Genomic DNA, 19729 nt, shown 5'->3' with positions numbered 1-19729 from the left:
ATCCGGACGTCCAGGCACCTCACGTTTCGCGAGCTTGTAAAACGTCTAGTCGCATTGTCGCTCGGTTAAGGGCCTGGCAGCACGGTGATGGTCAGGGTGGCTTTGCAAGTTCGTCTGTCGATATCGTTGGATCGGGCGTGGTACTTGGAGATCGCTCGTTTGAATCCGCGTGGTGCTGTGCGGAGCCGTCGGTCGGGCAGCGGGTTGGCGCAGACATGTTGCCTGATCAGGTGACCGACGATCACTGAGGCCGCGCCGCCGAAACTCGGGCGCCTTTCACTCCGAACCGGAGGCGTGAAGGTGGCAGGCGACGGCACGGTCGGCCGTATCGGCCCGCAGCACGGGCAGTTCGCTCCCCCGGCAGGCTCCATCCACTCCGGCCCGGGCCGCCGCACCCGAGGCGAGTTCCTGGCAGCGCAGGTGGAATCGGCAGCCGCCCGGAATGAGCGTCGCGTCGGGCGTCTCACCTTCGAGGACGATCGGCTCGGGTACCGGCGAGTTCGGGAGAACGGACACCAGCGCCCGGGTGTAGGGATGCCGCGGATCGGTCAGCACCTGGTCGGCCGGTCCTTGTTCCACGATGCGGCCCAGGTACATGACGGCGATCCGGTCGGCGATAGACCACGCGAGCCCGAGGTCGTGCGTGACGACGAGTGCGCCCAGCCCCGCCTCGTCGCGCAGGCGCAGCAGGAGCGCCAGGATCTCCCCGCGTACGGAGGCGTCGAGGGAGGCGACCGGTTCGTCGGCGACGATGATCTCCGGTTCGAGCGCGAGCGCCCCGGCGATGACGACGCGCTGCCGTTGTCCGCCGGACAGTTCGTGCGGGTAGGCGAGGAAGTACTTCTCGGCCGGCCGCAGCCCGGCCTGGGAGAGGGCTCGTGCGACGCGTTCGCGCTCGTCGCCTCCGCAGCGGTGGATGCGGGGACCTTCGGCGACGGCGTCGTAGACGGTGTGGCGCGGGTTGAGCGCCCCGGTGGGATCCTGCAGGACGAGTTGGACCTTGCGGCGGAAGGCCTTGAGCGCCTTGGTCTTATAGCGGAGCGGGCTGCCGTTGTGGGTGACGGTTCCGGCGGTGGGCCTCTCCAGTCCGAGGAGGGCTCGGGCGAGGGTGGTCTTGCCGCAGCCCGACTCTCCGGCGAGCGCGACGATCTCGCCGGGGGCGATGTCGAGGTCGACGCCGTCGACGGCTCGGGCGGTCCGCCCGCCGGGGAGGCCGTATCCGACGTGGAGTCCGCGCGCGGAGAGCGCTCCGGCGACGGTTCCGGGCGCGGCGGTCTCGACCGGTGCGGGGGCGGGTCGGCGGTCGATGCTCATGCGGCCTCCTCGGGGATGGACGTGGTGCGGGTGTCGGGGACAATCACGCGGTCTCCTCGGCGGCTCGCGCGGCGGAGCGGCGGGACTGGGTGACGAGGCAGGCTGACCGGCGGGAGTCGCCGAGGTCGAGGAGGGCGGGGCCTTCGCTCCGGCAGCGGTCTTCGGCGGCGGGGCAGCGGGGGTGGAAGGCGCACCCGCCGGGTAGGTCGGCGGGGTCGGGCGGGTCGCCGGGAAGTCCGCTGGGGCGCAGGCGGGCGGCGGGGTCTCCGATGGCGGGGAACGAGTCGCCGAGCGCTCCCGTGTAGGGGTGCAGGGGTTCGCTGAATACGGCGCCGGCGGGTCCCTGTTCGACGACGCGTCCGGCGTACATGACGGCGACCTCGTCGCAGTGGGCGGAGAGGACGGACAGGTCGTGGCTGATCATGACCAGTCCCGCTCCGCGTTCGGTGACCAGTTCGGAGAGGAGGCCGAGGATCTGGGCCTGGACCATGACGTCGAGCGCGGTGGTGGCCTCGTCGGCGATGATGAGGTCGGGGTCGCAGGCCAGGGCCATGGCGATCATGACGCGTTGGCGCTGGCCGCCGGAGAGTTCGTGGGGGTAGCTGCGGGCGCGCCAGGCGGGCAGGCCGACGCGGCCGAGGAGTTCTTCGGCCTTCTCGGCGGCCTCGCGTTCGGTGGTGTCGCCGTGCAGGAGGATCGGTTCGGCGATCTGGCGTCCGACGCGGTGGACGGCGTTGAGGGAGTGCATGGCGCCCTGGAAGACGATCGAGGCGTCGGCCCAGCGGACGGCGCGCAGGCGTCCCCAGCCCATGGTGAGGACGTCTTCGCCGTTGAGGAGGATCCTCCCGGCGACGTCGGCGCTTTTGGGCAGGAGCCGCAGGAGCGCCAGGGCGAGGGTGGACTTGCCGCAGCCGGATTCGCCGGCGATGCCGAGTGTGCGCCCTTTGGCGAGGGTGAGGTCGACGCCGCGCACGGCGGGCACGTCGCCGCGTCCGCCCCGGTAGGTGACGTGCAGGTCGTCGAGTGCGAGCAGGGTCATCGGCCTCCGCCTCTCAGTCGGGGGTTGAGCACGGCCTCCAGGGCGCGGCCTACCATCATGAAGGCCGAGACGACCAGGAGGATGGCGAGCCCGGGCGGCAGGAGGTACCACCAGGCGCGGGCGGAGACCGCTCCGCTGCTCCAGGCGCGGTTGAGGATCGATCCCCAGGAGACGACGTTCGGGTCGCCGAGGCCGAGCCAGGCGAGCGCGGACTCGGTGAGGATGGCGGTGGGCACCAGGAGGGTCGCGCTGGCGAGGACGAGCGGCATGACGTTGGGCAGGATGTGGCGGGTCATCTGGTGCCAGTGTCCGGCGCCGAGGGCCCTCGCCCGTTCGAGGTAGGGCCGCGCCTGGACGGAGAGGGTCTGGGCGCGGACGAGTCTGGTCGTCCCGGCCCAGGAGACGAGTGCGATGACGGTGATGGTGGTGGCGACGCTGCGGCCGAGTACGGCGAGGAGCGCGATGGCGACGACGAGTCCGGGGAGGACCATGAACCAGTCGGAGAGGCGCAGCGCGATCCAGGCGTACCAGCCTCCGAAGTGGCCGCTGGTGAGGCCCAGGACGGTTCCGATGAGGACGGCCATGACGGTGGCGGTGAGGCCGATGACCAGGGAGAGGCGCGATCCCCAGATGGTGAGGGCGAGGACGCTGCGGCCGGTCTCGTCGGTGCCGAGCGGGTATCCGGCGCTGGGCGGGTCCATGCGTCCTCCGGTGGCCTGCGTGACGCTGAGGGCCGACCCGTCGGCCAGCAGCGGTGCGCACAGGGCGAGGAGAACGATGGCGCTCAGGAGGATCAGTCCGGTCACGCCGGCGCGTTGGCGGCGGTACTGCGCCCAGAAGCGGGCGGCCGATTCCCGGCGGCGGCGCCGGGCGAGGGCGCGCGGGGAGGCGGGCGGTCCGGCGCTGTCGGTGTGCGTGTCTGTCATTGCTTTCGAACTCTCGGATCGATGAACCAGTAGAGGATCTCGGCGCACAGGACGGCGAGGATGGTGCTGGCGGAGAACAGGACGAAGAGGCTCTGCAGGACCGGGAGGTCGGGGTAGAAGATGCCCTGGACGAAGAGGCGCCCCAGTCCCGGCCAGGAGAAGACCGACTCGGTGACGATGGCGCCGTTGACGATGTTGCCCATGGCCAGGAAGATGAGCGTCACGGTGGGCAGGAGGGCGTTGGGGACGGCGTGGCGGCGCCGGACCTCGTCGTCGCGCAGGCCTTTGGCCCGGGCGGTGGTCAGGTAGTCGGATCCGGCCTCGTCGAGGACGCTGGAGCGCATGACCATGAGGTAGCCGGCGTAGACGACGGCGGTGTAGGTCAGCACGGGCAGGACGAGGTGGTGGGCGACGTCCACCGCCTGCGACAGCGCGTCGGGCGGCGTCTCCGCCGAGCGCATCCCGTTGACGGGGAACAGCCCCAGGTAGCGGGCGAAGACGAGGATGACGATCATGCCGAGCCAGAAGGTGGGCGCGGAGTAGAGCAGGAGACCGGTCGTGGTGTGCGCGCGGTCGTAGCGGCTGCCGCGCTTCCATCCGGCGCGGGAGCCGATCCACAGGCCGAGGGTGACGGCCAGGGCGAGGCCGGTGCCGGAGAGCAGGAGGGTGGCGGGCAGGTGGTCGAGGATGAGTTCCGAGACCGGTTGGCGGTATTGGAAGGAGGTGCCCAGGTCTCCGGTGAGGGTGCCGGTGATGTAGTCGGTGAACTGGAGGGCGAGGGGCTGGTCGAGGCCGAGTTCGGCCCGCATGGCCTCGCGCTGTTCGGGTGTGACGGGGCGTTCGCCGGTGAGCTGGTCGACGGGGTCGCCCCCGATGAGGCGGAAGATGAAGAAGGAGCTGAAGAGCACGAGCAGGAGGGAGACGAGCGCTCCGGAGACGTGCTTGAGGAGGTAGCGGCCGAACCCGGTGGTGGCCTTGGGGATCTCGGAGCCGGCGTCGGCCTCGCCGTCCGCGCCGGGGCCCTCTCGGCGGGGCCCCGGCGCGGTGGTTTCGTCTGTCATGGCGGAGCGTTCACTCTCGTTCGTCGGCGGTGGCCCTGCGGCGGCGGGCGATGAGGAACGCTCCGGCACCGATCACCACGGCCGCGGCGGCGGCGATGAGGATCGTGGCCGTCGGGTTGTCCGAGGCGGCCGTCGCGCCGGAGCCTTCGGACCCCTCGACGGGCGTCGCGGAGTGGTAGGCCCACAGGAAGCCCTGCTGTCCGGTGATCATGCCGCCGTCGGCGGGCTGCGGGGTCAGGTTCGCGACCTTGTCGCTGTTGTAGGCCTCGATGTTGTTCTGGTAGTAGAGCCAGATGGTTCCGGCGTGGTCGTAGAGGATCTCCTGCTGGCGCTCCACCATGGGCCGGCGCTCGGCGGCGTCGGCGACGAGCTTCTGCTCGGCCTGCAGCCTGTCGTACTCCTCGTCGCAGAAGTAGTTCTCGTGGCTGCGCTCGGTGCCGTCGGTCTTGGTCGGGAGGACCGCGCAGGTGTACATGCCCATGATCTCGGAGGGGTTGGGCCCCACTCCCCAGCCGGAGAAGACGATGTCGTACTCGCCGAGGTAGGCCTTGTCGTTGAGGGTGCCCATCTCGATGGGCTCGGGCTCGATCTCCAGGCCGAGCTCCTCCCACCACTCGGTGAGGAAGGAGACGACGGTGGCGTAGTCGGTGTTGTCGGCGTGGTGGTAGAGGCGGAAGGTGAGCTTCTCGCCGCCGTCGGGCATGGTCCTGATTCCGTCGGGGCCCTTCTCGTAGCCGGCCTCGTCGAGGATCCCATTGGCCTCGGCGATGTCGAACTCGACGAGGTCGCCGCCTCCGTCCCAGTGGTAGTCGGTGAAGATCTCGGGCATGATGCCGACTCCGGGGTCGCCGCTGCCGTCGAGGACGCGGTCGACCAGCGCCTCCTTGTCGATCGCGGTGTGCAGGGCGGTGCGGACGGCCTGGTCGCGGAGCGCCGGGTGGCCGTCGCCGAACCCGTCGCCGTCGGCGGTGGCCGCGCGGTGGTTGATGTTCAGGGAGGTGAAGCGGCGGTTCTGGGCGTTGTTGACCGTCACGTGGTCGGCGTTCTCCAGCGCCTCGGCCTGGGCGGGGTTGAGTTTGGAGACGATGTCGACCTCGCCGGCCTCGAGGGCGGCGACGGCGGCGTCGGGTTCGCTGTAGACGACGTAGACGATCTCGTCGAAGCCGGGCGCGCCGTCCCAGTAGCCGGGGTTGGCCTCCAGGCGGATGAACTCGTTGATCTGGTACTCGACGGTCTGGAAGGGCCCGGAGCCGACTATGGGCAGCGCGTCGTTGGCCGTGGGGTCGGCCGGGTCGTCGAACCCGGACCAGATGTGCTCGGGGACGATGTAGGTGCCGCCGTAGAGGATGTCGTTGGGCGCGGGCTCTTCGAGGGTGAGGACGAAGGTGGTGTCGTCGGGGGCCTCGGCGTCGACGAGGTTCCCGGCGAAGTCGATGTTCCAGTCGCGGATGTCCTCGTTCTCGATGAGGAGGTCGTAGGTGTACTCGACGTCCTCGGCCGTCAGGGGCTCCCCGTCGGACCACTCGGCGCCCTCGCGGATGGTGAACGTCCACGTCAGACCGTCGTCGCTCTCCTCCCACTCGGTCGCCAGTCCCGGCGAGGGGGCGAAGCTCTCGGCGTCGGTGCGGATCAGCGTGTCGTAGGCGAGGAGGCTGAGGTTGTAGCTGATGACGAACTGCTGCTTGAACGGGTTGAAGGTGTCCAGCTCCTGATCGTAGGCGATCATGAGGCGGTCGGTGTCGTCGTCCTGGGCCTGCGCCGGGCCCACGGGGGCGAGCCCGGCGGCCAGGACCGCCGCGGCGGCCGCTCCCGGCAGCCTTCCCCTCCGTCCCGGGCTCTTCTTGGCGGTCATGCTCTTTCCTCGCATTCGTCGGCTGGTCTGGGGACGCCCCGGCAAGGCGCGGCGAGGCGGAAATCTTCACCGCCTTCCGAGGTCATGAAAAATTTATACAGGTGTGATAGAAATAGTTCAATAGCCGACGGCGTCCCGGTTCCGGGGCCCCGTCCGCACAGCCTGACAGAAAGGTCCGCCGAACGCATCATGAAGATCCTCGTCAGCGCCGACATGGAGGGCGCCACCGGCACCACGTGGCCGGCCGACGTCCTGCCCGGCAGGCCCGAGTGGGAGCGGTGCCGCAAGCTCTTCACCTCCGACGCCGACGCCGCGGCCAAGGGGCTCTTCGACGGCGGCGCCGACGAGGTGCTCGTCAACGAGGCCCACTGGAGCATGAGGAACCTCCTCCTCGAGGATCTGGACGAGCGCGTGGCCATGCTGACCGGGCGCCACAAGGAATTGTCCATGATGGAGGGCGTCCAGTACGGGGACGCGGACGGCGTGGTGTTCCTCGGATACCACACCGCCGCCGGGACGGAAGGGGTTCTCGCCCACACCTACCTGGCCAACTCCGTCACCGGGACCTGGCTCGACGGGGCCGTCGCCTCCGAGGGGCGGCTGAACGCGGCCCTGGCCGCCGAGTACGGGGTCCCCGTCATCCTGGTGACCGGCGACGACAAGACCGTCGAGGACGCGGCCGAGTACGCTCCCCGGGCCGTCGGCGTGGCGGTCAAGGACTACGTGTCGCGCTACGCCGCCGTCTGCCGCCCGCCCGCGCGGACCCGCGCCGACATCCGCGCCGCCGCCGCGAAATCGGTCGCGCAGGCCGGACGAAGGGAACCGTCCCTCCAAGGGCCCCACCGCTTCGAGCTCGAGTTCGACGCCGAGCACCTCGTCGGTTCCGCGAGCGCCGTGCCGGGCGTGGAACCGTGCGGCGAGCGCCGGGTCGGCTACACCTCGGAGACGATGTACGAAGGGATGCGGTGCTTCAAAACCGTCACTACAGTGGTGAGCGCGGCCGTCGAAGAGCAGTACGGCTGAAGCCGGACACGGGATAGGACGCCGAGGGAGGCATATGGACCCGAATCAGACCCCGCTGGACGACAAGGCCCTCGACGAGGTCGTGCGCCTGACGTCCGACCTCATCCGCCGCGACACGACCAATCGCGGCGGGGGCGAGGGCGACGAGCGGGAGGCGGCCGAGTACGTCGCCGCCGAGCTGGCCGAGACCGGCCTGGAGCCCGCGATCCTGGAGAAGGCGCCGCGGCGCACCAACGTGGTCGCGCGCGTGGAGGGCACCGATCCGTCGGCTCCGGCGCTCCTCGTCCACGGGCATCTCGACGTCGTTCCGGCGGCGGCCGAGGACTGGGCCGTCGACCCCTTCTCCGGGGAGGTGCGCGACGGGGTGGTCTGGGGCCGGGGCGCGGTGGACATGAAGAACATGGTCGCCATGACCCTGGCGGCCGTCCGCTCGTGGCACCGCACCGGCGCCCGCCCGCGCCGCGACATCGTGCTGGCCTTCACCTCCGACGAGGAGGACTCGGCGCGGTACGGCTCGGAGTTCCTCGCCGAGGAGCACTCCGAGCTCTTCGCCGGCTGCGAGGCCGGCGTCAGCGAGGCGGGCGGCTACACGTTCCACGACGGGCGGGGCAACCGCCTCTACCCGATCGGCGCCGGGGAGCGCGGCACCGCGTGGCTCGACGTGGTCGCGAAGGGGACCGCCGGGCACGGGTCGAAGGTGCACCCCGACAACGCCGTGGCGCACCTGTCGCGGGCCCTGGCCCGGATCTCCGACCACCGTTGGCCGGTGCAGCTGAGCCCGACGGTGAGGGCGGCGCTCAGGTCGCTGGCGGAGATCTACGGGACGCCTTTCGACGAGGACGACGTGGACGGTTTCATCGCCCGGCTGGGCTGCGAGCGCTACCTGGTCGAGGCGACCGTGCGCAACAGTTCCGCGCCCACCGTCCTGGACGCGGGCTACAAGGTCAACGTCATTCCCGGGCAGGCGCGCGCCATGGTCGACGGGCGCGTCGTCCCCGGCGGCACCGAACTGTTCGAGGCGACGTTGGACGGCTTGACCGGACCGAACGTGGACTGGTCGTACCACCACCGCGAAGTTCCGCTGACCGCCCCGGTCGACGGCCCTCTGTTCGGGGCGATGCGGGATTCGCTCCTGCGCTTCGACCCCGAGGGAAGGGTGGTCCCCGTCTGCCTGTCGGGCGGGACGGACGCCAAGCAGTTCTCGCGCCTCGGGATCACCGGGTACGGCTTCTCGCCCTTGAGGTTCCCCGAGGGCTTCGCGTTCGAGAAACTGTTCCACGGGGTCGACGAACGGGTCCCGGTCGAGGCTCTGCGCTTCGGTGTGAGGGTGCTCGACGATTTCCTCCGCAGCGCCTGAGAGCGGCCCGGCTCCTCCCGAGCGCCCCAGTACTCAACACAATGGAGTGGACATGACCCGAACGGCCCCTTACGGAACCTGGGACTCCCCCATCACGGCCGAGACCGCCGCGGCGTCGGACGGAGCGCCCGCCTTCCTCGGCACCGTCGGAGACGAGGTCTGGTACACCGCGCCGCGCCCGGACGAGGGCGGGCGGCGCGCCCTCATGCGCTCGCACGGCGGGATCGCCGCCAGCGTGCTGCCCGCCCCGTGGAACGTGCGCAACCGCGTGCACGAGTACGGCGGCCGCCCGTGGCACGGGGTGATCACCGACGGGGACCTCTCGATCGTGTTCACCGACTTCTCCGATCAGCGGATGTACTCCTACTTCCCCGACGACTGCTCCGCCGAGCCGCGCCCGTTGACGCCGCTGTCCGACGTCGGCGAGGGGCTCCACTGGTGCGAGCCGCTGATCCTGCCCGAGCGCGGCGAGGTCTGGGCGGTGCTCCAGGAGTTCACCGGCCCGAACCCCACCGACGTCCGCCGCGTCCTGGCCGCCGTGCCCGCCGACGGCTCGGCCGCCGGGGACCGCTCGGCGGTCCGCGAGCTGACCGGCGACTCGCACCGCTTCGTCACCGGCCTGCGTGTGAGCCCCGGCGGGGACAAGGCCCTGTGGATCACGTGGGACCACCCGCTCATGCCGTGGGACGGAACGGAGGTTCACGTCGCCGACATCGTCGACGGGAGGTTCGCGAACGTCCGGACCGTCGCCGGGGGCCCGGAGGAGTCGATCCCCCAGGCCGAGTGGGACGGCGACGGCGCCCTCCTGCTGGCCTCGGACCGCGGCGGCTGGTGGAACCTGCACCGCCTCGACCTCGCCTCCGGCGAGGCGGAGAACCTGTACCCGGCCGACGAGGAGTTCGCCGGTCCGCTGTGGACGCCTGGGCGCACCTGGTTCGCCCGGCTGGACAGCGGGCGGATCGCCGCGCTGCACGGCATCGGCCCGCAGCGCCTGGGCCTGCTCGATCCGGACACCGGCGAGCTCGCCGACGTACCCGGTCCGTGGGAGAGCTGGACGGGGAGCATCGGGGTCGCGGGCGACACGGTCTACGGCGTCGCCGGGAGCTCGGCGTCCGCCTCGGAGGTGGTCGCCTTCGACACCGCCGCCATGACCGCGGACGCCGTCGTCCCCGCCGGTCCGCCGGCGGTCCCTTCGGTTTTCCTCTCCCGACCCGAGCAGAGGGTCTTCACCGATCCCTTCGGGCGCGATGTCCACGCCCGCCTCTACCCGCCGACCAATCCCGGTTTCGCCGGGCCCGAGGGGGAGCCGCCCCCGTACGTCGTGTGGGTCCACGGCGGGCCGACCGGAATGTCCCTGCCGCAGCTGGACTACGAGCTCAATTACTTCACCTCGCGGGGCATCGGGGTCGCCGAGGTCGACTACGGCGGGTCGACCGGGTACGGCCGCGAATACCGCGACCGCCTGCGCGGGCAGTGGGGCGTGGTGGACATCGCCGACTGCACGGCCGTCGCCAAGGCCCTGGCGGCGGAGGGGCTGGCCGACCCAGGGCGGATCGCCATCCGAGGCGGCAGCGCCGGCGGTTGGACCTCGGCGGTCGCGCTGACGTCCGACCTCGCCGCGGGGGTGTTCTCCTGTGCGGTGATCCTCTACCCGATCCTCGACCTCTCCGACTGGTCCTTCGACGGAACCCACGACTTCGAGTCGCGCTATGTGGAGTCCCTCATCGGCGACCGCGAGAAGGTCCCCGACCGCTACCGCGAGCGCTCGCCCGCCTCCCATCCGGACAAGGTCTCCCGGCCCTTCGTCATCCTGCAGGGGCTCGACGACCGGATCTGCCCGCCCGAGCAGTCCGAGGGGTTCCTCCGGGGCGTGGCCGGGCGGGGAGTGCCGCACGCCTACCTGGCGTTCGAGGGCGAGCAGCACGGCTTCCGCAGGGCCGGGACGATCGTGCGGGCCGTCGAAGCCGAGATGGCGCTCTACGCCGAGGTGTTCGGCTTCGACGCCGCCCACCTGCCGCCGCTGGACCTGCGATACTGAGCCGTTTCACGAGGAGGACGCCCATGATCCGCGAGCTCGCCCGGCCGCCCCGTCTGAAGCGGGGCGACAAGGTCGCCGTCGTGGCCCCGAGCGGTCCGGTCGCGCGGGAGTCGCACGCCGAGCGCATGGCGGTGCTCTCCGGTTGGGGCCTCGAACCGGTCGTCATGCCGCACGTCTTCGACGAGCACCCCGACCTCTGGTTCCTGGCCGGGAACGACCGCGACCGGGCGGCGGACTTCCAGGCCGCCTGGTGCGACCGGGAGGTGGCCGCCGTCTTCTCCGACCGCGGCGGCTACGGGGCGGGGCGGATCATCGACCTGCTCGACTGGGAGGCGATGGCGAAGGCGGGTCCCAAGCTCTACGTCGGTTACAGCGACGCGACGGCCCTGCACGAGGCGATCGCGGCCCGGCTCGGGTTGGCGACCTTGCACGGCCCCATGCCGGGCGTCTCGGCCTTCGCCGACGACCGGACCCGCGAGCACTTGCGGCGCACGCTGTTCGAGCCGGAGTCGGTCCGGACGATCCGGGCGGAGTCCTCCAAGGCGTTGGTCTCCGGGCGCGCCGAGGGGGTGACGCTGGGCGGCTGCGCCAGCCTGCTGGGGTCCACCGTCGGCGGGCCCCACTCGCTCGCGAGCGCCGCCGGAGGCCTGGTGTGCCTGGAGGACGTCGAGGAGGAGGACTACCGGCTCGACCGGATCCTCACGCAGTTGCGCCGCAGCGGATGGTTCGACGGGGTCGCGGGGGTGCTGCTGGGTTCGTGGAAGGACTGCGGTCCGTACGAGAGGGTTCGGGCGGTGCTGGCCGACCGTCTCGGGGACCTCGGCGTGCCGGTCGTGGAGGAGTTCGGTTTCGGGCACGGGCTTCCGGCCCTGACGATCCCCTTCGGGGTTCGGGCGTCCCTCGACGCCGACGCCGGCGTTCTGGAGCTCGAAGAGCCGGCGCTGCTCTAGGCCGAAGGCCGCCGCCGTGCGGCGTGGGGTGGGTCCGGACGCGGAAGGCCTGGTCATCTCCGCTCCCGGCAGGTCCGTGACCTTGCCTGGCAGGCCCGGACGCGGAAGGCCTTGGCCGGGGCGGAGATCCCTGTAACGAGCCGGTGTCGCACCAACCGCGCCGGCGTTCGGTCCGGTCTCAGAAGGCCCTGTTCGGCTCCACTGCGCCCCGTTGGAAGCGGGCACCGCACTAACTGTGCGGACGTTCCGGCCTTCCGGGTCTCACCGCCCTTCGCCGGACCGTTCGTCGTACTCGGCCTGGGCGGCCTTGATCGCGTCGAAGTTGTCCTCCAGCAGTCCTATGAGGGCCGCGAGGTGCCCCGAGACCTTCCTGCCCAAGGGGGTCAGCTCGTACTCGACGTGGGGCGGGATGGCCTGGCGGACTTCGCGGTGCACCATTCCGTCGCGTTCCAGGCGCTGGAGGGTCTGGGACATCATCTTCTCGCTCACGCCGCTGACCCTGCGGCACAGTGCGTTGAACCGGAGGGGCCGTTCGCGCAGGGCCGCCACCGCGAGGAGGCCCCATTTCCCGCCTATGTGCTCCATGGTCTTCCGGGAGGGGCAGTCCTTGTCGAAGACGTCGGCGACCAGTGCGCCGTCGGGGGCGGGCTCGTCGATTCCGGAGGTCATGGCTCCACGGTACACCGATCAGCGCTGCGGGGAAAGAAGGCGCTTACCAAAGCCTTGACACTTTCTGAAAGTTAGCGCATTCTGGAACCTCAGTAATTCTCCCCCAGAGAAAGGCAACGAGCACATGATCGCGATAACCGGTGCCACAGGGAATCTCGGCAGACTCTCCATAGCGGAGCTCATCCGGCGGGGCACCGACCCCTCGGACATCAGGGCCCTCGTCCGCGACCCGGAAAGCGCGCGGGATCTCGACGCCCAGGGCGTCACGGTCGTCCGGGCCGACTACGACGAACCGGACGGCCTCCCCGAGGCCCTCAAGGGGGCCGAAAAGCTCCTGTTCATCTCCGGAAGCGAGATCGGGCGCCGCGTCCCGCAGCACCGCAACGTCATCGAAGCGGCCCAGGCGAGCGGAACGGAGTTCATCGCCTACACCAGCCTGCTGCGCGCCGACACCTCCCGGATCGGCCTCGCCGCCGAGCACCGCGCGACCGAGGCGCTCCTGGCCGACTCCGGCATCCCGCACACCCTCCTGCGCAACGGGTGGTACCTCGAGAACTACACCGAGAACCTCGGCCCCTCCCTCCACCACGGCGTCCATCTGGGAAGCGCCGGAGAGGGACGCGTCTCGGCCGCCTCCCGCGCCGACTACGCCGCGGCGGCCGTCGAGGTCCTCACCGGCTCCGGCCACGAGGGCGAGGTCTACGAACTGGCCGGCGACCGGTCGTTCACCTACGCCGAGATGGTCGCGGAGGTCTCGCGGGCCCGGAAGACCGCGCTGGCGTACCGCGACATGGACTCCGACGGGCACCGCGCCGCCCTCGCCGAGGCCGGAGTCCCGGAGGACTTCGCCGCGCTCCTGGCCGACTGGGACGCCGGCGTGAAGAGGGGCGACCTCTTCGCCGAGGACGACGCCCTCCACCGCCTCATCGGACGCGACACCACGAGCCTGGCCGAGGCGGTCGCCCGGATGTAGCGGCCGGATCCCCCTGGTACGGCGGAGGGGCCCGCGGTTCTCACCGCGGGCCCCTCCGCCGCGCTCAGGCGGCCTCGGTCAGGGTGGCCCTGGCCAGGCGGCCCTCGCGGTCGGCCGGCTCCTCGCCGGGGAAGGTCAGGAAGGCCCGCACTTCCCCTGCCGCCAGGTCCATGACGTGGCTGACGGTCACGCCGCCCGACTCGGTCCAGCTGACGAAGTAGCGCCCCCGTGCGAGGTCGTCGACGTGCAGCTCCTCAGTCCCGCAGTCCCCGGCGGCCGGGCCGGCCACGGCCCTCCAGTACAGGGTGAAGCCGTCCGGCGAGTACTCGTTCTCGAAGACCATGCCGTCGCCGAAGTCCAGTCGGTAGGCCTTCCCCGCGAACCCGGGGACCGGCACGCCCGGCCCGCCCTCGGACTGCTCGTGCTCGTAGCGGCCGAACCTGGTGTGGTCGAGCAGGTCGGCCGGGGTCACCTCCCAAGGCGGGAGCTTCTCGCAGAGGCTGATCACCTTCCCGTGCTGGGGGTCCCAGTCCGGGATCGGGTCGCGCGGCACGTAGTCCTCCTCGGGGTTCAGGTGCCGCCAGTCCGCCCAGAGCTTGTCGACGAAGGCGTGCAGCAGCCAGAAGGCCGGGTCGTTGGGGGAGGTCCCCCCGGACATCTGGCCGCCGATCCACACGTGTGCCCGGTTGTGCATCTGGAAGCCGCCCTCCTCGCCGCCGCCGTCCCAGCCTTCGAGCGCGTTGCGGAAGCCCCGCTTCGCTGTCGAGTCGTAGGGCCAGACCTCGAAGGGGACGGCCATGAGGGCCCGGGCGGTCTCGGCGCGGGTGGGCAGCTCGACCGGATCGTCGGGGCGGCCCATGCGGCGCATGAGGAAGTCCTCGTCGGTGGCCTTGACCCTGATGGGCCAGTTGCCGTGCCGGTGGGCGAAGGGCCCGTCGACGACCTGCCAGTCCTCGGCCCTGCCGTCGCCGCCGAGGAAGTCCTTCGTCCACGGGGCCCGCGTGCCGGCGCGGTCCCGCGTGAAGTCCCAGTAGGGCACGGTGACCGATTCGTCGACGGATCGCAGCGCGTTCTCGAAGTCCAGCAGGAATTGCCGGTGCCAAGGGGTGAAGGACGGGGCCATGTGGGCCACCCTCCGCTCGCCCTCGCCGTCGGCGATGAAGTACTCGTTGTGGAGCCGGACGTACTCGTCGTACTCGCCGCGGCGCTTGAGCTCCAGGACGGCCTTGACGAAGCGCTTGCGTTCCAGTGCGGTCAGGTTGCGGACGTTCTTGCGCAGTCTCATCACTCGGCTCCTCCCCGGTTCCGGGCCTGATCGGCGGGTTCGGGGACGGAGTCCTCGGTGGAACCGTGTCCGGTCCCTGCGAGGCCGCCGGTCCTCATCTCGTCGACGGCGGCGCGGGCGACGCGGACCGGGTCGGCATGGGGGACGTAGTGGCACACCTGGGAGATGTGGGTGCCGTCGGCGAGGCGCATGGTCCGCAGGCGGCGGCCGTCGATGTGGACGGCGAACTCCGAGCCGTCCGGCCGGGGGCCGATCTCGACGCGGATCCGCCGGCCTCTGTAGGTCTCTTCGCGGTGTTCGATGGGTCGGTTGTCGTCCATGGTCAGTACCTTTCTGGGGGGATTCTCTGCGGAGGGTTCTCAGACGGCGTCGCGGCGCGCCGCGGTCAGCGGTGCCGTGCGCCGGGTGTCGGCGGAGTCGGCCGCCAGGGCGCGGGCGATGTTGGCGGCCCGGTCGACCACCGAGGGCATGCCGGAGGTGAAGTAGAGCGTCCCGGCCGCCAGGTCCCCGATGACGAAGACGGGCGATTCGGCGCGGCCCGGCGCCAGGGCGCGGCTGGTGTCCGGGTCCACGGACAGGCCCCCGGCGGGGTGGCGCTCGGCCAGCCCCGCGGAGACGAGGCCGTCGACCAGCTCCTTGGCGCGCGGCGGGTTCCGGTGAGAGGGGGCGGCCACGGCGTTGACCACCTCGGCGGCGTGGAAGACCCCGTCGTCGGTGAAGACGTCGACGCCGCCCACCGCCGTCGGCTTGGCGTTCCACAGTCCCGAATGGACTGTCAGCCGTCCGGAGTCGATCGCCTCCAGGAGGATCCGGGCGTTGCCCGGCGGCACGGGGCAGCACAGCGACTGGAGCACGCGGTGGTACCGGGTGCGGACGAGGCGCTGCGCCTCCGGGGTGAGTCGGACCCACAGGTCGGGCCCCGAGGCGGGGATGGCCTTCTGCGCCAGTCGGACCCCCGGGTCCGGGTCGCCGATCCGGCCGAGCTGCCGGCGTAGGCGCCTGGCCGCCGGCTCGCACTCCACGGCCTCGATCTCGGTCAGGAGCGACCCCGGGTCGCCGCCCTCGGCGCGGATGTCCCCGGCCAGGAGGCGGGCGACGTCGTCCAGTCCGAGGCGGCGCCCGTCGGCGGTGATGCCCCTGAGCATCTCCGGGGCGCAGGCGGTCAGACTCACTTCGGCCGGAGTCTGCCGGACGGCCGGCAGCGAGCCCGAGCGCGAGGCCATGACGACGCGGCCGCGGTGGCCGGCGGCGAGGAGGGAGACGGCGGTGTCGACGGCCGCCAGGCCGGTGCCCAGGACGGCCACGTCCGCCTCGGAGTCGATCCTCCGGAGGGTCCTTTCGAGCGGGTAGGGATCGGGGTGGAAGCCCTCGGTCCCGGTCAGGCCGTAGTGGTCGGCCGGGCGTCCGGCGCCGACGGCGAGCACGACGCGGTCGGCGCGGCTGACTCCTCCGGTGGTGGTGGAGAGCCAGACGCCGCCGATCTCGCCGGCGTCGTCGGCGACTCCCTCGCCGTCGAGGGTGAACGCCGAGACCACCCTCTGGCGGACCAGCTCGACGCGGCAGCCGCGTTCCTTCAGGCGCGCGGCGGCCTCGCCGGCCGTCTCGCTCAGGTAGCGCCCGTAGACGCGGCGCGGGGGAAAGCGGTCGGCCGCGGCGAAATCGAGGTCCTCGCCCCCCATTCCGCGCGAGCGCAGCCAGGCGCTGAAGTGTCCGGACTCGCCGGAGCGGACGGACATGTGCTCGGGGAGGATGTTGACGCGGACCGACGCGAGGTCGTCGCCGTAAGGCCTTCCGCACCAGGGCCGTTCGGCCGGGTCGAAGACGGTGATCCGCTCCGGCGGGGGTGCGGCCGCCCGGGATATGCCGTCTAGGAGCGCGACCGCGGAAGCGCCCGCGCCCACAAGGGCCAGTTTCATGGATGGTGTCCCTTCTTCTGTTCTGAAGCTGCACGGGTTCCGTGCCGCCGACGGGGGCCGACGGCGGCACGGGACGCCGGACGGCCGCTGTCGCCGTCCGGTGGGAAGGTGTCATGCTCCAGTGAGAAAAGGGAGGTTCGAGTCGTCGTTCGGAAGGAGTGCTTCCGGGCTGCGGCTCCAGCCTACAGCTAACTATTGGTAAGCGCCAAGGCTCTGTACATTGCCCGACAGAAAAACACCTTGGCGCACACCGAAAGTCATTGCCGCGACCCCGAGAGTCACAGCACCGGAGCGCAAGTCCGCGCAAAACCCGAGGTCATAGACGTTTCTCATCCTTTCGATACACCCTCCCCGTATCGACCGTTCCGCGTTCGAACCCTTTCGCCCGAGCCCCCGGATTACGATTTCGGAGCGCGATGCCCCGTGGAAGTGATACGATTGGTCGAACGACCAAGGCGATTGACCAAGACGGGACGACCCACATGACACCGACCTCCGCCGAACGGGGCCGCGACGCACGCGAGCGCCTCCTGACCGCCGCCGCCGAACTAATCCCCGAGCTGGGATGGAACGCCGTCAGCACCCGCGTCCTGGCCGAGCGGGCGGGAGTGCGGCCCGGGCTCGTGCACTACCACTTCTCCTCGCTGTCCGAACTGCTGCGCCTCGCCGCGCTGCAGGTCATCCGCCAGACGATGGACATGGTCGGACTGGCCCTGTCGCAGATCGACTCGCCCGAGGACGCCGTCGACGCCATGCTCGCCCAGCTGGACGCGTTCTCCGGGCTCGACCCGACCTCGGTGCTGTTCGCCGAGTCCTACCTGCAGGCGACCCGCGATCCCGAGCTGCGCGAGCAGTTCCGGGAGACGACGGTCGCCTTCGAGACGACCGTCTCGGCGTTCTTCGCCCGCCACGGCGTCGACTCCCCCGGAGCGGCGCTGACTTTCATGGCCGCGCTCGACGGGTTCGTGCTCCACAAGGCGCTGAACCCCGACCTCCGCGCGGCCGACCTCGCCCCCTCCCTCAAATCCATCCTCGACACCGAAAGGCGACGGACATGAAGGCTCTCGTCAGCGGCGCCGGAATCACCGGACTGGCCGCGGCACAACGACTCGCGCACCACGGCTGGGAGGTGGCCGTCGTCGAGAAGGCCGGCGGACCCCGGCCCCAGGGGTACATGATGGACTTCTTCGGCCCCGGCTACGAGGCCGTCAGGCTCATGGGACTCGAAGACCGGCTCGTCGAGCTGGGGCAGCGGGTGCGGACGGCCGACTTCGTCGACCGCCGCGGCAAGGTCACCTCCAGCATGGACTACTCGGTGTTCGAGAAGGCGGCCGGCGACGGGCTGGTCAGCATCATGCGGCCCGACCTCGAACTGCTGCTCCGCGAAGCGGCGCGGAGCTCGGCCGACCTCCGCTACGGGACCGTCGTGGAGCGGGTCGACCAGCGGCCCGACGGGATCACCGCGGAACTCTCCGACGGCACGACCGCGGAGGCCGACCTGCTCGTCGTCGCCGAGGGCCTCCACTCGCCCACGCGCGCGCTGATGTTCGGCCCCGAAAGCGACCACCTCCACCGCCTGGGGATGCACACCTCGGCGTTCGTCTTCGACGATCCGGAGCTCTTCGCGGAGGTGCGGGGGCGGTTCGTCATGACCGACTCCGTCGACGCCCAGCTAGGCATGTACGGCACGCGCGAAGGGAGGGTCGCGGCCTTCACCGTGCACCGCACCGACGACCCGCTTCCCGGCGATCCGCGCGAGACGCTCCTCGCCCGGTTCGGGGGCATGGGGCCGTTCACCGACCGCGTGATGGGCCGGTGCCCCGCCTCCGAGGATCTGTACTACGACGAAGTCGCGCAGATCGACATGCCCTCGTGGACCGACGGCCGGGCGATCGTGCTGGGCGACGCGGCCTACGCCGTGTCCCTCGTGGCGGGCCAGGGCGCGTCGCTCGGCGTCTCCGGCGCCTACGTGCTCGGCGAGATCCTGGGCTCCCTGTCCGATTCCGACGGGGTTCCCGGCGCGCTCGAGGCGTTCGAGTCGCGGTTCTCGCCGGTGGTGCGCGACCGGCAGTCGACGGTGCGGCGCAACGGGGCGAAGGTGTTCCTGCCGCACTCGGAGTTCCAACTGCGGCGGCGGAAATGGCTGACCCGGCTCATGCGGCTGCCCGGAACGAGCCGGCTGCTGCGCAGCGGCCTGATCGGCAAGGACCACACGTCGGTGGCGGCGTTGAGCGAGCTCTGACCCCTCGGCGGAGGCAGGCGCCGGGGCTCAGCGGGAGAGGAGGTCCGCCCTCTCGCGGAGGGACTCCTCCCGCTCGGCCCGCAGGCGCCGCGCCGCCCCGTCCAGATCGTCCAACCGCTGCTCGATCCACTTGACCAGGCCGTCCAGGACCGCGCGGGCACCGTCGACCTCGTCGTGCGTGGCGATGTCGGTGAAGAAGTCGTCGAGGAGGACGTCGCCGAACCAGTCGGTGTTCAGCAGCGGCAGACGGAACTCGACCTCCAGGCCCACATCGGCAAGCTCGCGGGCGAAGCGGTCCAGGACCTCCTGCGCCCGGAGGGACTCCGCCGACGCCTTCTCGATCTCGTCGGCCTTCGCCGCGCTGGTGAAGACGCCGCCGCCGAAGACGTCGGCCTGAGCCAGTTCGCGGGCCCGTTCGACCTGCCCGGCCGCCTTGCGGACGGCCTCCAGGGACCGCCGGCCCTCTTCCACGGCCTCGTCGTGCTCCCTGAGGTCCTCCTCGAGGTCGGTCACACGGTTGTCGACGGCGTCCAGCTCCGGCACGGCCGGGTGGCCGCCGGCGCGGAGGCGCTCCTCCTTCTCCGCCAGGACCCGTTCGTACTCCGACTCGGCGGCGGCGCGGGTCTCCAGCTCGCGGTCCATGGCCTCGGCGTCCAGGCCGAGTCGCTCCAGGCGGCCGCGCTGGTGGCGCACCTTCTGCTCGGCCCGGGCGGCCTCCAGGCGTTCGCGGTCCATCCGCTCGGCCTTCTCGCCTTTGACCGAGGCCAGCAGCGAGGTGAGGGACGGCTTCTCCAGGCGGTGGACGTCGCGCCGCTCCTCCTCCAGTTCCCGCTCCAGCCCGGCCAGTTCCGACTCGGCTTCACCGCGCTGCCGATCGAGCGCGCGCCGCTGAGCGTCTACGTGGTCGAGGTGGCGGAGCCGGGTTCTCAGTTCGCGGATACGGATGTCGATGTCGGTGAGGGAATCGTCCATGGAGCGATCGTAGCCAGGAAGTGCCAGGGGCCGCGCGACGGCGTCCGGCGGTTCCGGCGGAGGTGAGGATCGGGCCACAGGGGAAATACCGGCCCCCTCCCCCGGCGTTTCC

Annotated in this window: 16 protein-coding genes and 1 pseudogene; 7 read left to right on the top strand and 10 right to left on the bottom strand. The window is 71.2% G+C overall.

Features of this window, described 5'->3' with window-relative positions; translation table 11 throughout:
* Positions 1-276: 276 nt before the first annotated feature.
* From ACFTE1_RS05650 to ACFTE1_RS05630, 5 genes are read right to left on the bottom strand one after another with little or no spacing between them, the layout of a single operon-like run.
* Positions 277-1314, bottom strand: a complete 1038-nt coding sequence (locus ACFTE1_RS05650; protein ID WP_380625146.1) for an ABC transporter ATP-binding protein — start codon at positions 1312-1314, stop codon at positions 277-279.
* Positions 1315-1357: 43 nt separating this feature from the next.
* The gene (locus tag ACFTE1_RS05645; RefSeq protein WP_380625143.1) at positions 1358-2353 is read right to left on the bottom strand and encodes an ABC transporter ATP-binding protein; all 996 of its coding nucleotides are present in this window, start codon (positions 2351-2353) and stop codon (positions 1358-1360) included.
* On the bottom strand, positions 2350-3279 hold the full coding sequence (locus ACFTE1_RS05640; protein ID WP_380625141.1) for an ABC transporter permease: 930 nt from the start codon (positions 3277-3279) through the stop codon (positions 2350-2352). The genes ACFTE1_RS05645 and ACFTE1_RS05640 overlap by 4 nt, the downstream gene beginning before the upstream one ends.
* Positions 3276-4340 carry an ABC transporter permease gene (locus ACFTE1_RS05635; protein WP_380625139.1) on the bottom strand — a complete coding sequence of 355 codons (1065 nt, stop codon included), beginning with the start codon at positions 4338-4340 and terminating at the stop codon, positions 3276-3278. The genes ACFTE1_RS05640 and ACFTE1_RS05635 overlap by 4 nt, the downstream gene beginning before the upstream one ends.
* Before the next feature lie 10 nt (positions 4341-4350).
* The gene (locus ACFTE1_RS05630) at positions 4351-6192 is read right to left on the bottom strand and encodes an ABC transporter substrate-binding protein (protein WP_380625137.1); all 1842 of its coding nucleotides are present in this window, start codon (positions 6190-6192) and stop codon (positions 4351-4353) included.
* A 189-nt stretch (positions 6193-6381) separates the two neighbouring features.
* On the opposite strand from ACFTE1_RS05630, the gene ACFTE1_RS05625 reads away from it, so the two are divergent.
* Genes ACFTE1_RS05625 through ACFTE1_RS05610 form a run of 4 tightly spaced genes read left to right on the top strand, consistent with a single transcriptional unit; the run spans position 6382 to position 11560 of the window.
* Positions 6382-7215: a M55 family metallopeptidase gene (locus tag ACFTE1_RS05625; RefSeq protein ID WP_380625135.1), complete on the top strand. Its 834-nt coding sequence runs from the start codon at positions 6382-6384 to the stop codon at positions 7213-7215.
* Positions 7216-7249: 34 nt separating this feature from the next.
* Positions 7250-8572 (top strand): M20/M25/M40 family metallo-hydrolase, encoded by a 1323-nt coding sequence (locus tag ACFTE1_RS05620; RefSeq protein WP_380625133.1) that lies wholly within the window; start codon positions 7250-7252, stop codon positions 8570-8572.
* A gap of 52 nt (positions 8573-8624) precedes the next feature.
* Positions 8625-10610, top strand: coding sequence for a prolyl oligopeptidase family serine peptidase (locus ACFTE1_RS05615; RefSeq protein WP_380625131.1), 1986 nt, complete (start codon positions 8625-8627; stop codon positions 10608-10610).
* Positions 10611-10633: 23 nt separating this feature from the next.
* On the top strand, positions 10634-11560 hold the full coding sequence (locus tag ACFTE1_RS05610; RefSeq protein ID WP_380625129.1) for a S66 peptidase family protein: 927 nt from the start codon (positions 10634-10636) through the stop codon (positions 11558-11560).
* A 261-nt stretch (positions 11561-11821) separates the two neighbouring features.
* On the opposite strand, the gene ACFTE1_RS05605 is transcribed toward ACFTE1_RS05610, so the two are convergent.
* Complete coding sequence (locus ACFTE1_RS05605) at positions 11822-12229, bottom strand: winged helix-turn-helix transcriptional regulator (protein WP_380625127.1); 408 nt, start codon at positions 12227-12229, stop codon at positions 11822-11824.
* Between the two features lie 124 nt (positions 12230-12353).
* Here ACFTE1_RS05605 and ACFTE1_RS05600 point away from each other — a divergent pair, with 124 nt between their 5' ends.
* Positions 12354-13202, top strand: coding sequence for an SDR family oxidoreductase (locus ACFTE1_RS05600; protein WP_380625125.1), 849 nt, complete (start codon positions 12354-12356; stop codon positions 13200-13202).
* Positions 13203-13266: 64 nt separating this feature from the next.
* Here the strand turns inward: ACFTE1_RS05600 and ACFTE1_RS05595 are convergent, their stop codons facing one another.
* From ACFTE1_RS05595 to ACFTE1_RS05585, 3 genes and pseudogenes are all read right to left on the bottom strand, one after another.
* Complete coding sequence (locus ACFTE1_RS05595) at positions 13267-14487, bottom strand: tyrosinase family protein (RefSeq protein WP_380625123.1); 1221 nt, start codon at positions 14485-14487, stop codon at positions 13267-13269.
* Positions 14487-14828, bottom strand: a pseudogene (locus ACFTE1_RS05590) (tyrosinase family oxidase copper chaperone); the annotation flags it as partial. The pseudogene ACFTE1_RS05590 and the gene ACFTE1_RS05595, both read right to left, overlap by 1 nt.
* A gap of 18 nt (positions 14829-14846) precedes the next feature.
* Complete coding sequence (locus ACFTE1_RS05585) at positions 14847-16403, bottom strand: FAD/NAD(P)-binding protein (RefSeq protein ID WP_380625121.1); 1557 nt, start codon at positions 16401-16403, stop codon at positions 14847-14849.
* Between the two features lie 482 nt (positions 16404-16885).
* Here ACFTE1_RS05585 and ACFTE1_RS05580 point away from each other — a divergent pair, with 482 nt between their 5' ends.
* A complete protein-coding gene (locus ACFTE1_RS05580) occupies positions 16886-17461 on the top strand; it encodes a TetR/AcrR family transcriptional regulator (RefSeq protein ID WP_380625119.1) in 576 nt (191 codons plus the stop codon).
* Entirely contained in the window at positions 17458-18645 is a 1188-nt protein-coding gene (locus ACFTE1_RS05575) for an FAD-dependent monooxygenase (RefSeq protein WP_380625117.1), read from the top strand. The genes ACFTE1_RS05580 and ACFTE1_RS05575 overlap by 4 nt, the downstream gene beginning before the upstream one ends.
* Before the next feature lie 27 nt (positions 18646-18672).
* On the opposite strand, the gene ACFTE1_RS05570 is transcribed toward ACFTE1_RS05575, so the two are convergent.
* Positions 18673-19617, bottom strand: coding sequence for a hypothetical protein (locus ACFTE1_RS05570; RefSeq protein ID WP_380625115.1), 945 nt, complete (start codon positions 19615-19617; stop codon positions 18673-18675).
* Between the last annotated feature and the right edge of the window lie 112 nt (positions 19618-19729).

This window comes from Salininema proteolyticum, assembly GCF_042685645.1.
GTDB lineage: Bacteria > Actinomycetota > Actinomycetes > Mycobacteriales > Micromonosporaceae > Salininema > Salininema proteolyticum.
This window is presented reverse-complemented; position numbering and strand designations above follow the sequence as displayed.

What these genes read in the sequence shown, in the direction of transcription:
- ACFTE1_RS05650 (WP_380625146.1), bottom strand. Translation starts at nt 1,314, where the DNA reads ATGAGCATCGACCGCCGACCCGCCCCCGCACCGGTCGAGACCGCCGCG.
- ACFTE1_RS05645 (WP_380625143.1), bottom strand. Translation starts at nt 2,353, where the DNA reads ATGACCCTGCTCGCACTCGACGACCTGCACGTCACCTACCGGGGCGGA.
- ACFTE1_RS05640 (WP_380625141.1), bottom strand. Translation starts at nt 3,279, where the DNA reads ATGACAGACACGCACACCGACAGCGCCGGACCGCCCGCCTCCCCGCGC.
- ACFTE1_RS05635 (WP_380625139.1), bottom strand. Translation starts at nt 4,340, where the DNA reads ATGACAGACGAAACCACCGCGCCGGGGCCCCGCCGAGAGGGCCCCGGC.
- ACFTE1_RS05630 (WP_380625137.1), bottom strand. Translation starts at nt 6,192, where the DNA reads ATGACCGCCAAGAAGAGCCCGGGACGGAGGGGAAGGCTGCCGGGAGCG.
- ACFTE1_RS05625 (WP_380625135.1), top strand. Translation starts at nt 6,382, where the DNA reads ATGAAGATCCTCGTCAGCGCCGACATGGAGGGCGCCACCGGCACCACG.
- ACFTE1_RS05620 (WP_380625133.1), top strand. Translation starts at nt 7,250, where the DNA reads ATGGACCCGAATCAGACCCCGCTGGACGACAAGGCCCTCGACGAGGTC.
- ACFTE1_RS05615 (WP_380625131.1), top strand. Translation starts at nt 8,625, where the DNA reads ATGACCCGAACGGCCCCTTACGGAACCTGGGACTCCCCCATCACGGCC.
- ACFTE1_RS05610 (WP_380625129.1), top strand. Translation starts at nt 10,634, where the DNA reads ATGATCCGCGAGCTCGCCCGGCCGCCCCGTCTGAAGCGGGGCGACAAG.
- ACFTE1_RS05605 (WP_380625127.1), bottom strand. Translation starts at nt 12,229, where the DNA reads ATGACCTCCGGAATCGACGAGCCCGCCCCCGACGGCGCACTGGTCGCC.
- ACFTE1_RS05600 (WP_380625125.1), top strand. Translation starts at nt 12,354, where the DNA reads ATGATCGCGATAACCGGTGCCACAGGGAATCTCGGCAGACTCTCCATA.
- ACFTE1_RS05595 (WP_380625123.1), bottom strand. Translation starts at nt 14,487, where the DNA reads ATGAGACTGCGCAAGAACGTCCGCAACCTGACCGCACTGGAACGCAAG.
- ACFTE1_RS05585 (WP_380625121.1), bottom strand. Translation starts at nt 16,403, where the DNA reads ATGAAACTGGCCCTTGTGGGCGCGGGCGCTTCCGCGGTCGCGCTCCTA.
- ACFTE1_RS05580 (WP_380625119.1), top strand. Translation starts at nt 16,886, where the DNA reads ATGACACCGACCTCCGCCGAACGGGGCCGCGACGCACGCGAGCGCCTC.
- ACFTE1_RS05575 (WP_380625117.1), top strand. Translation starts at nt 17,458, where the DNA reads ATGAAGGCTCTCGTCAGCGGCGCCGGAATCACCGGACTGGCCGCGGCA.
- ACFTE1_RS05570 (WP_380625115.1), bottom strand. Translation starts at nt 19,617, where the DNA reads ATGGACGATTCCCTCACCGACATCGACATCCGTATCCGCGAACTGAGA.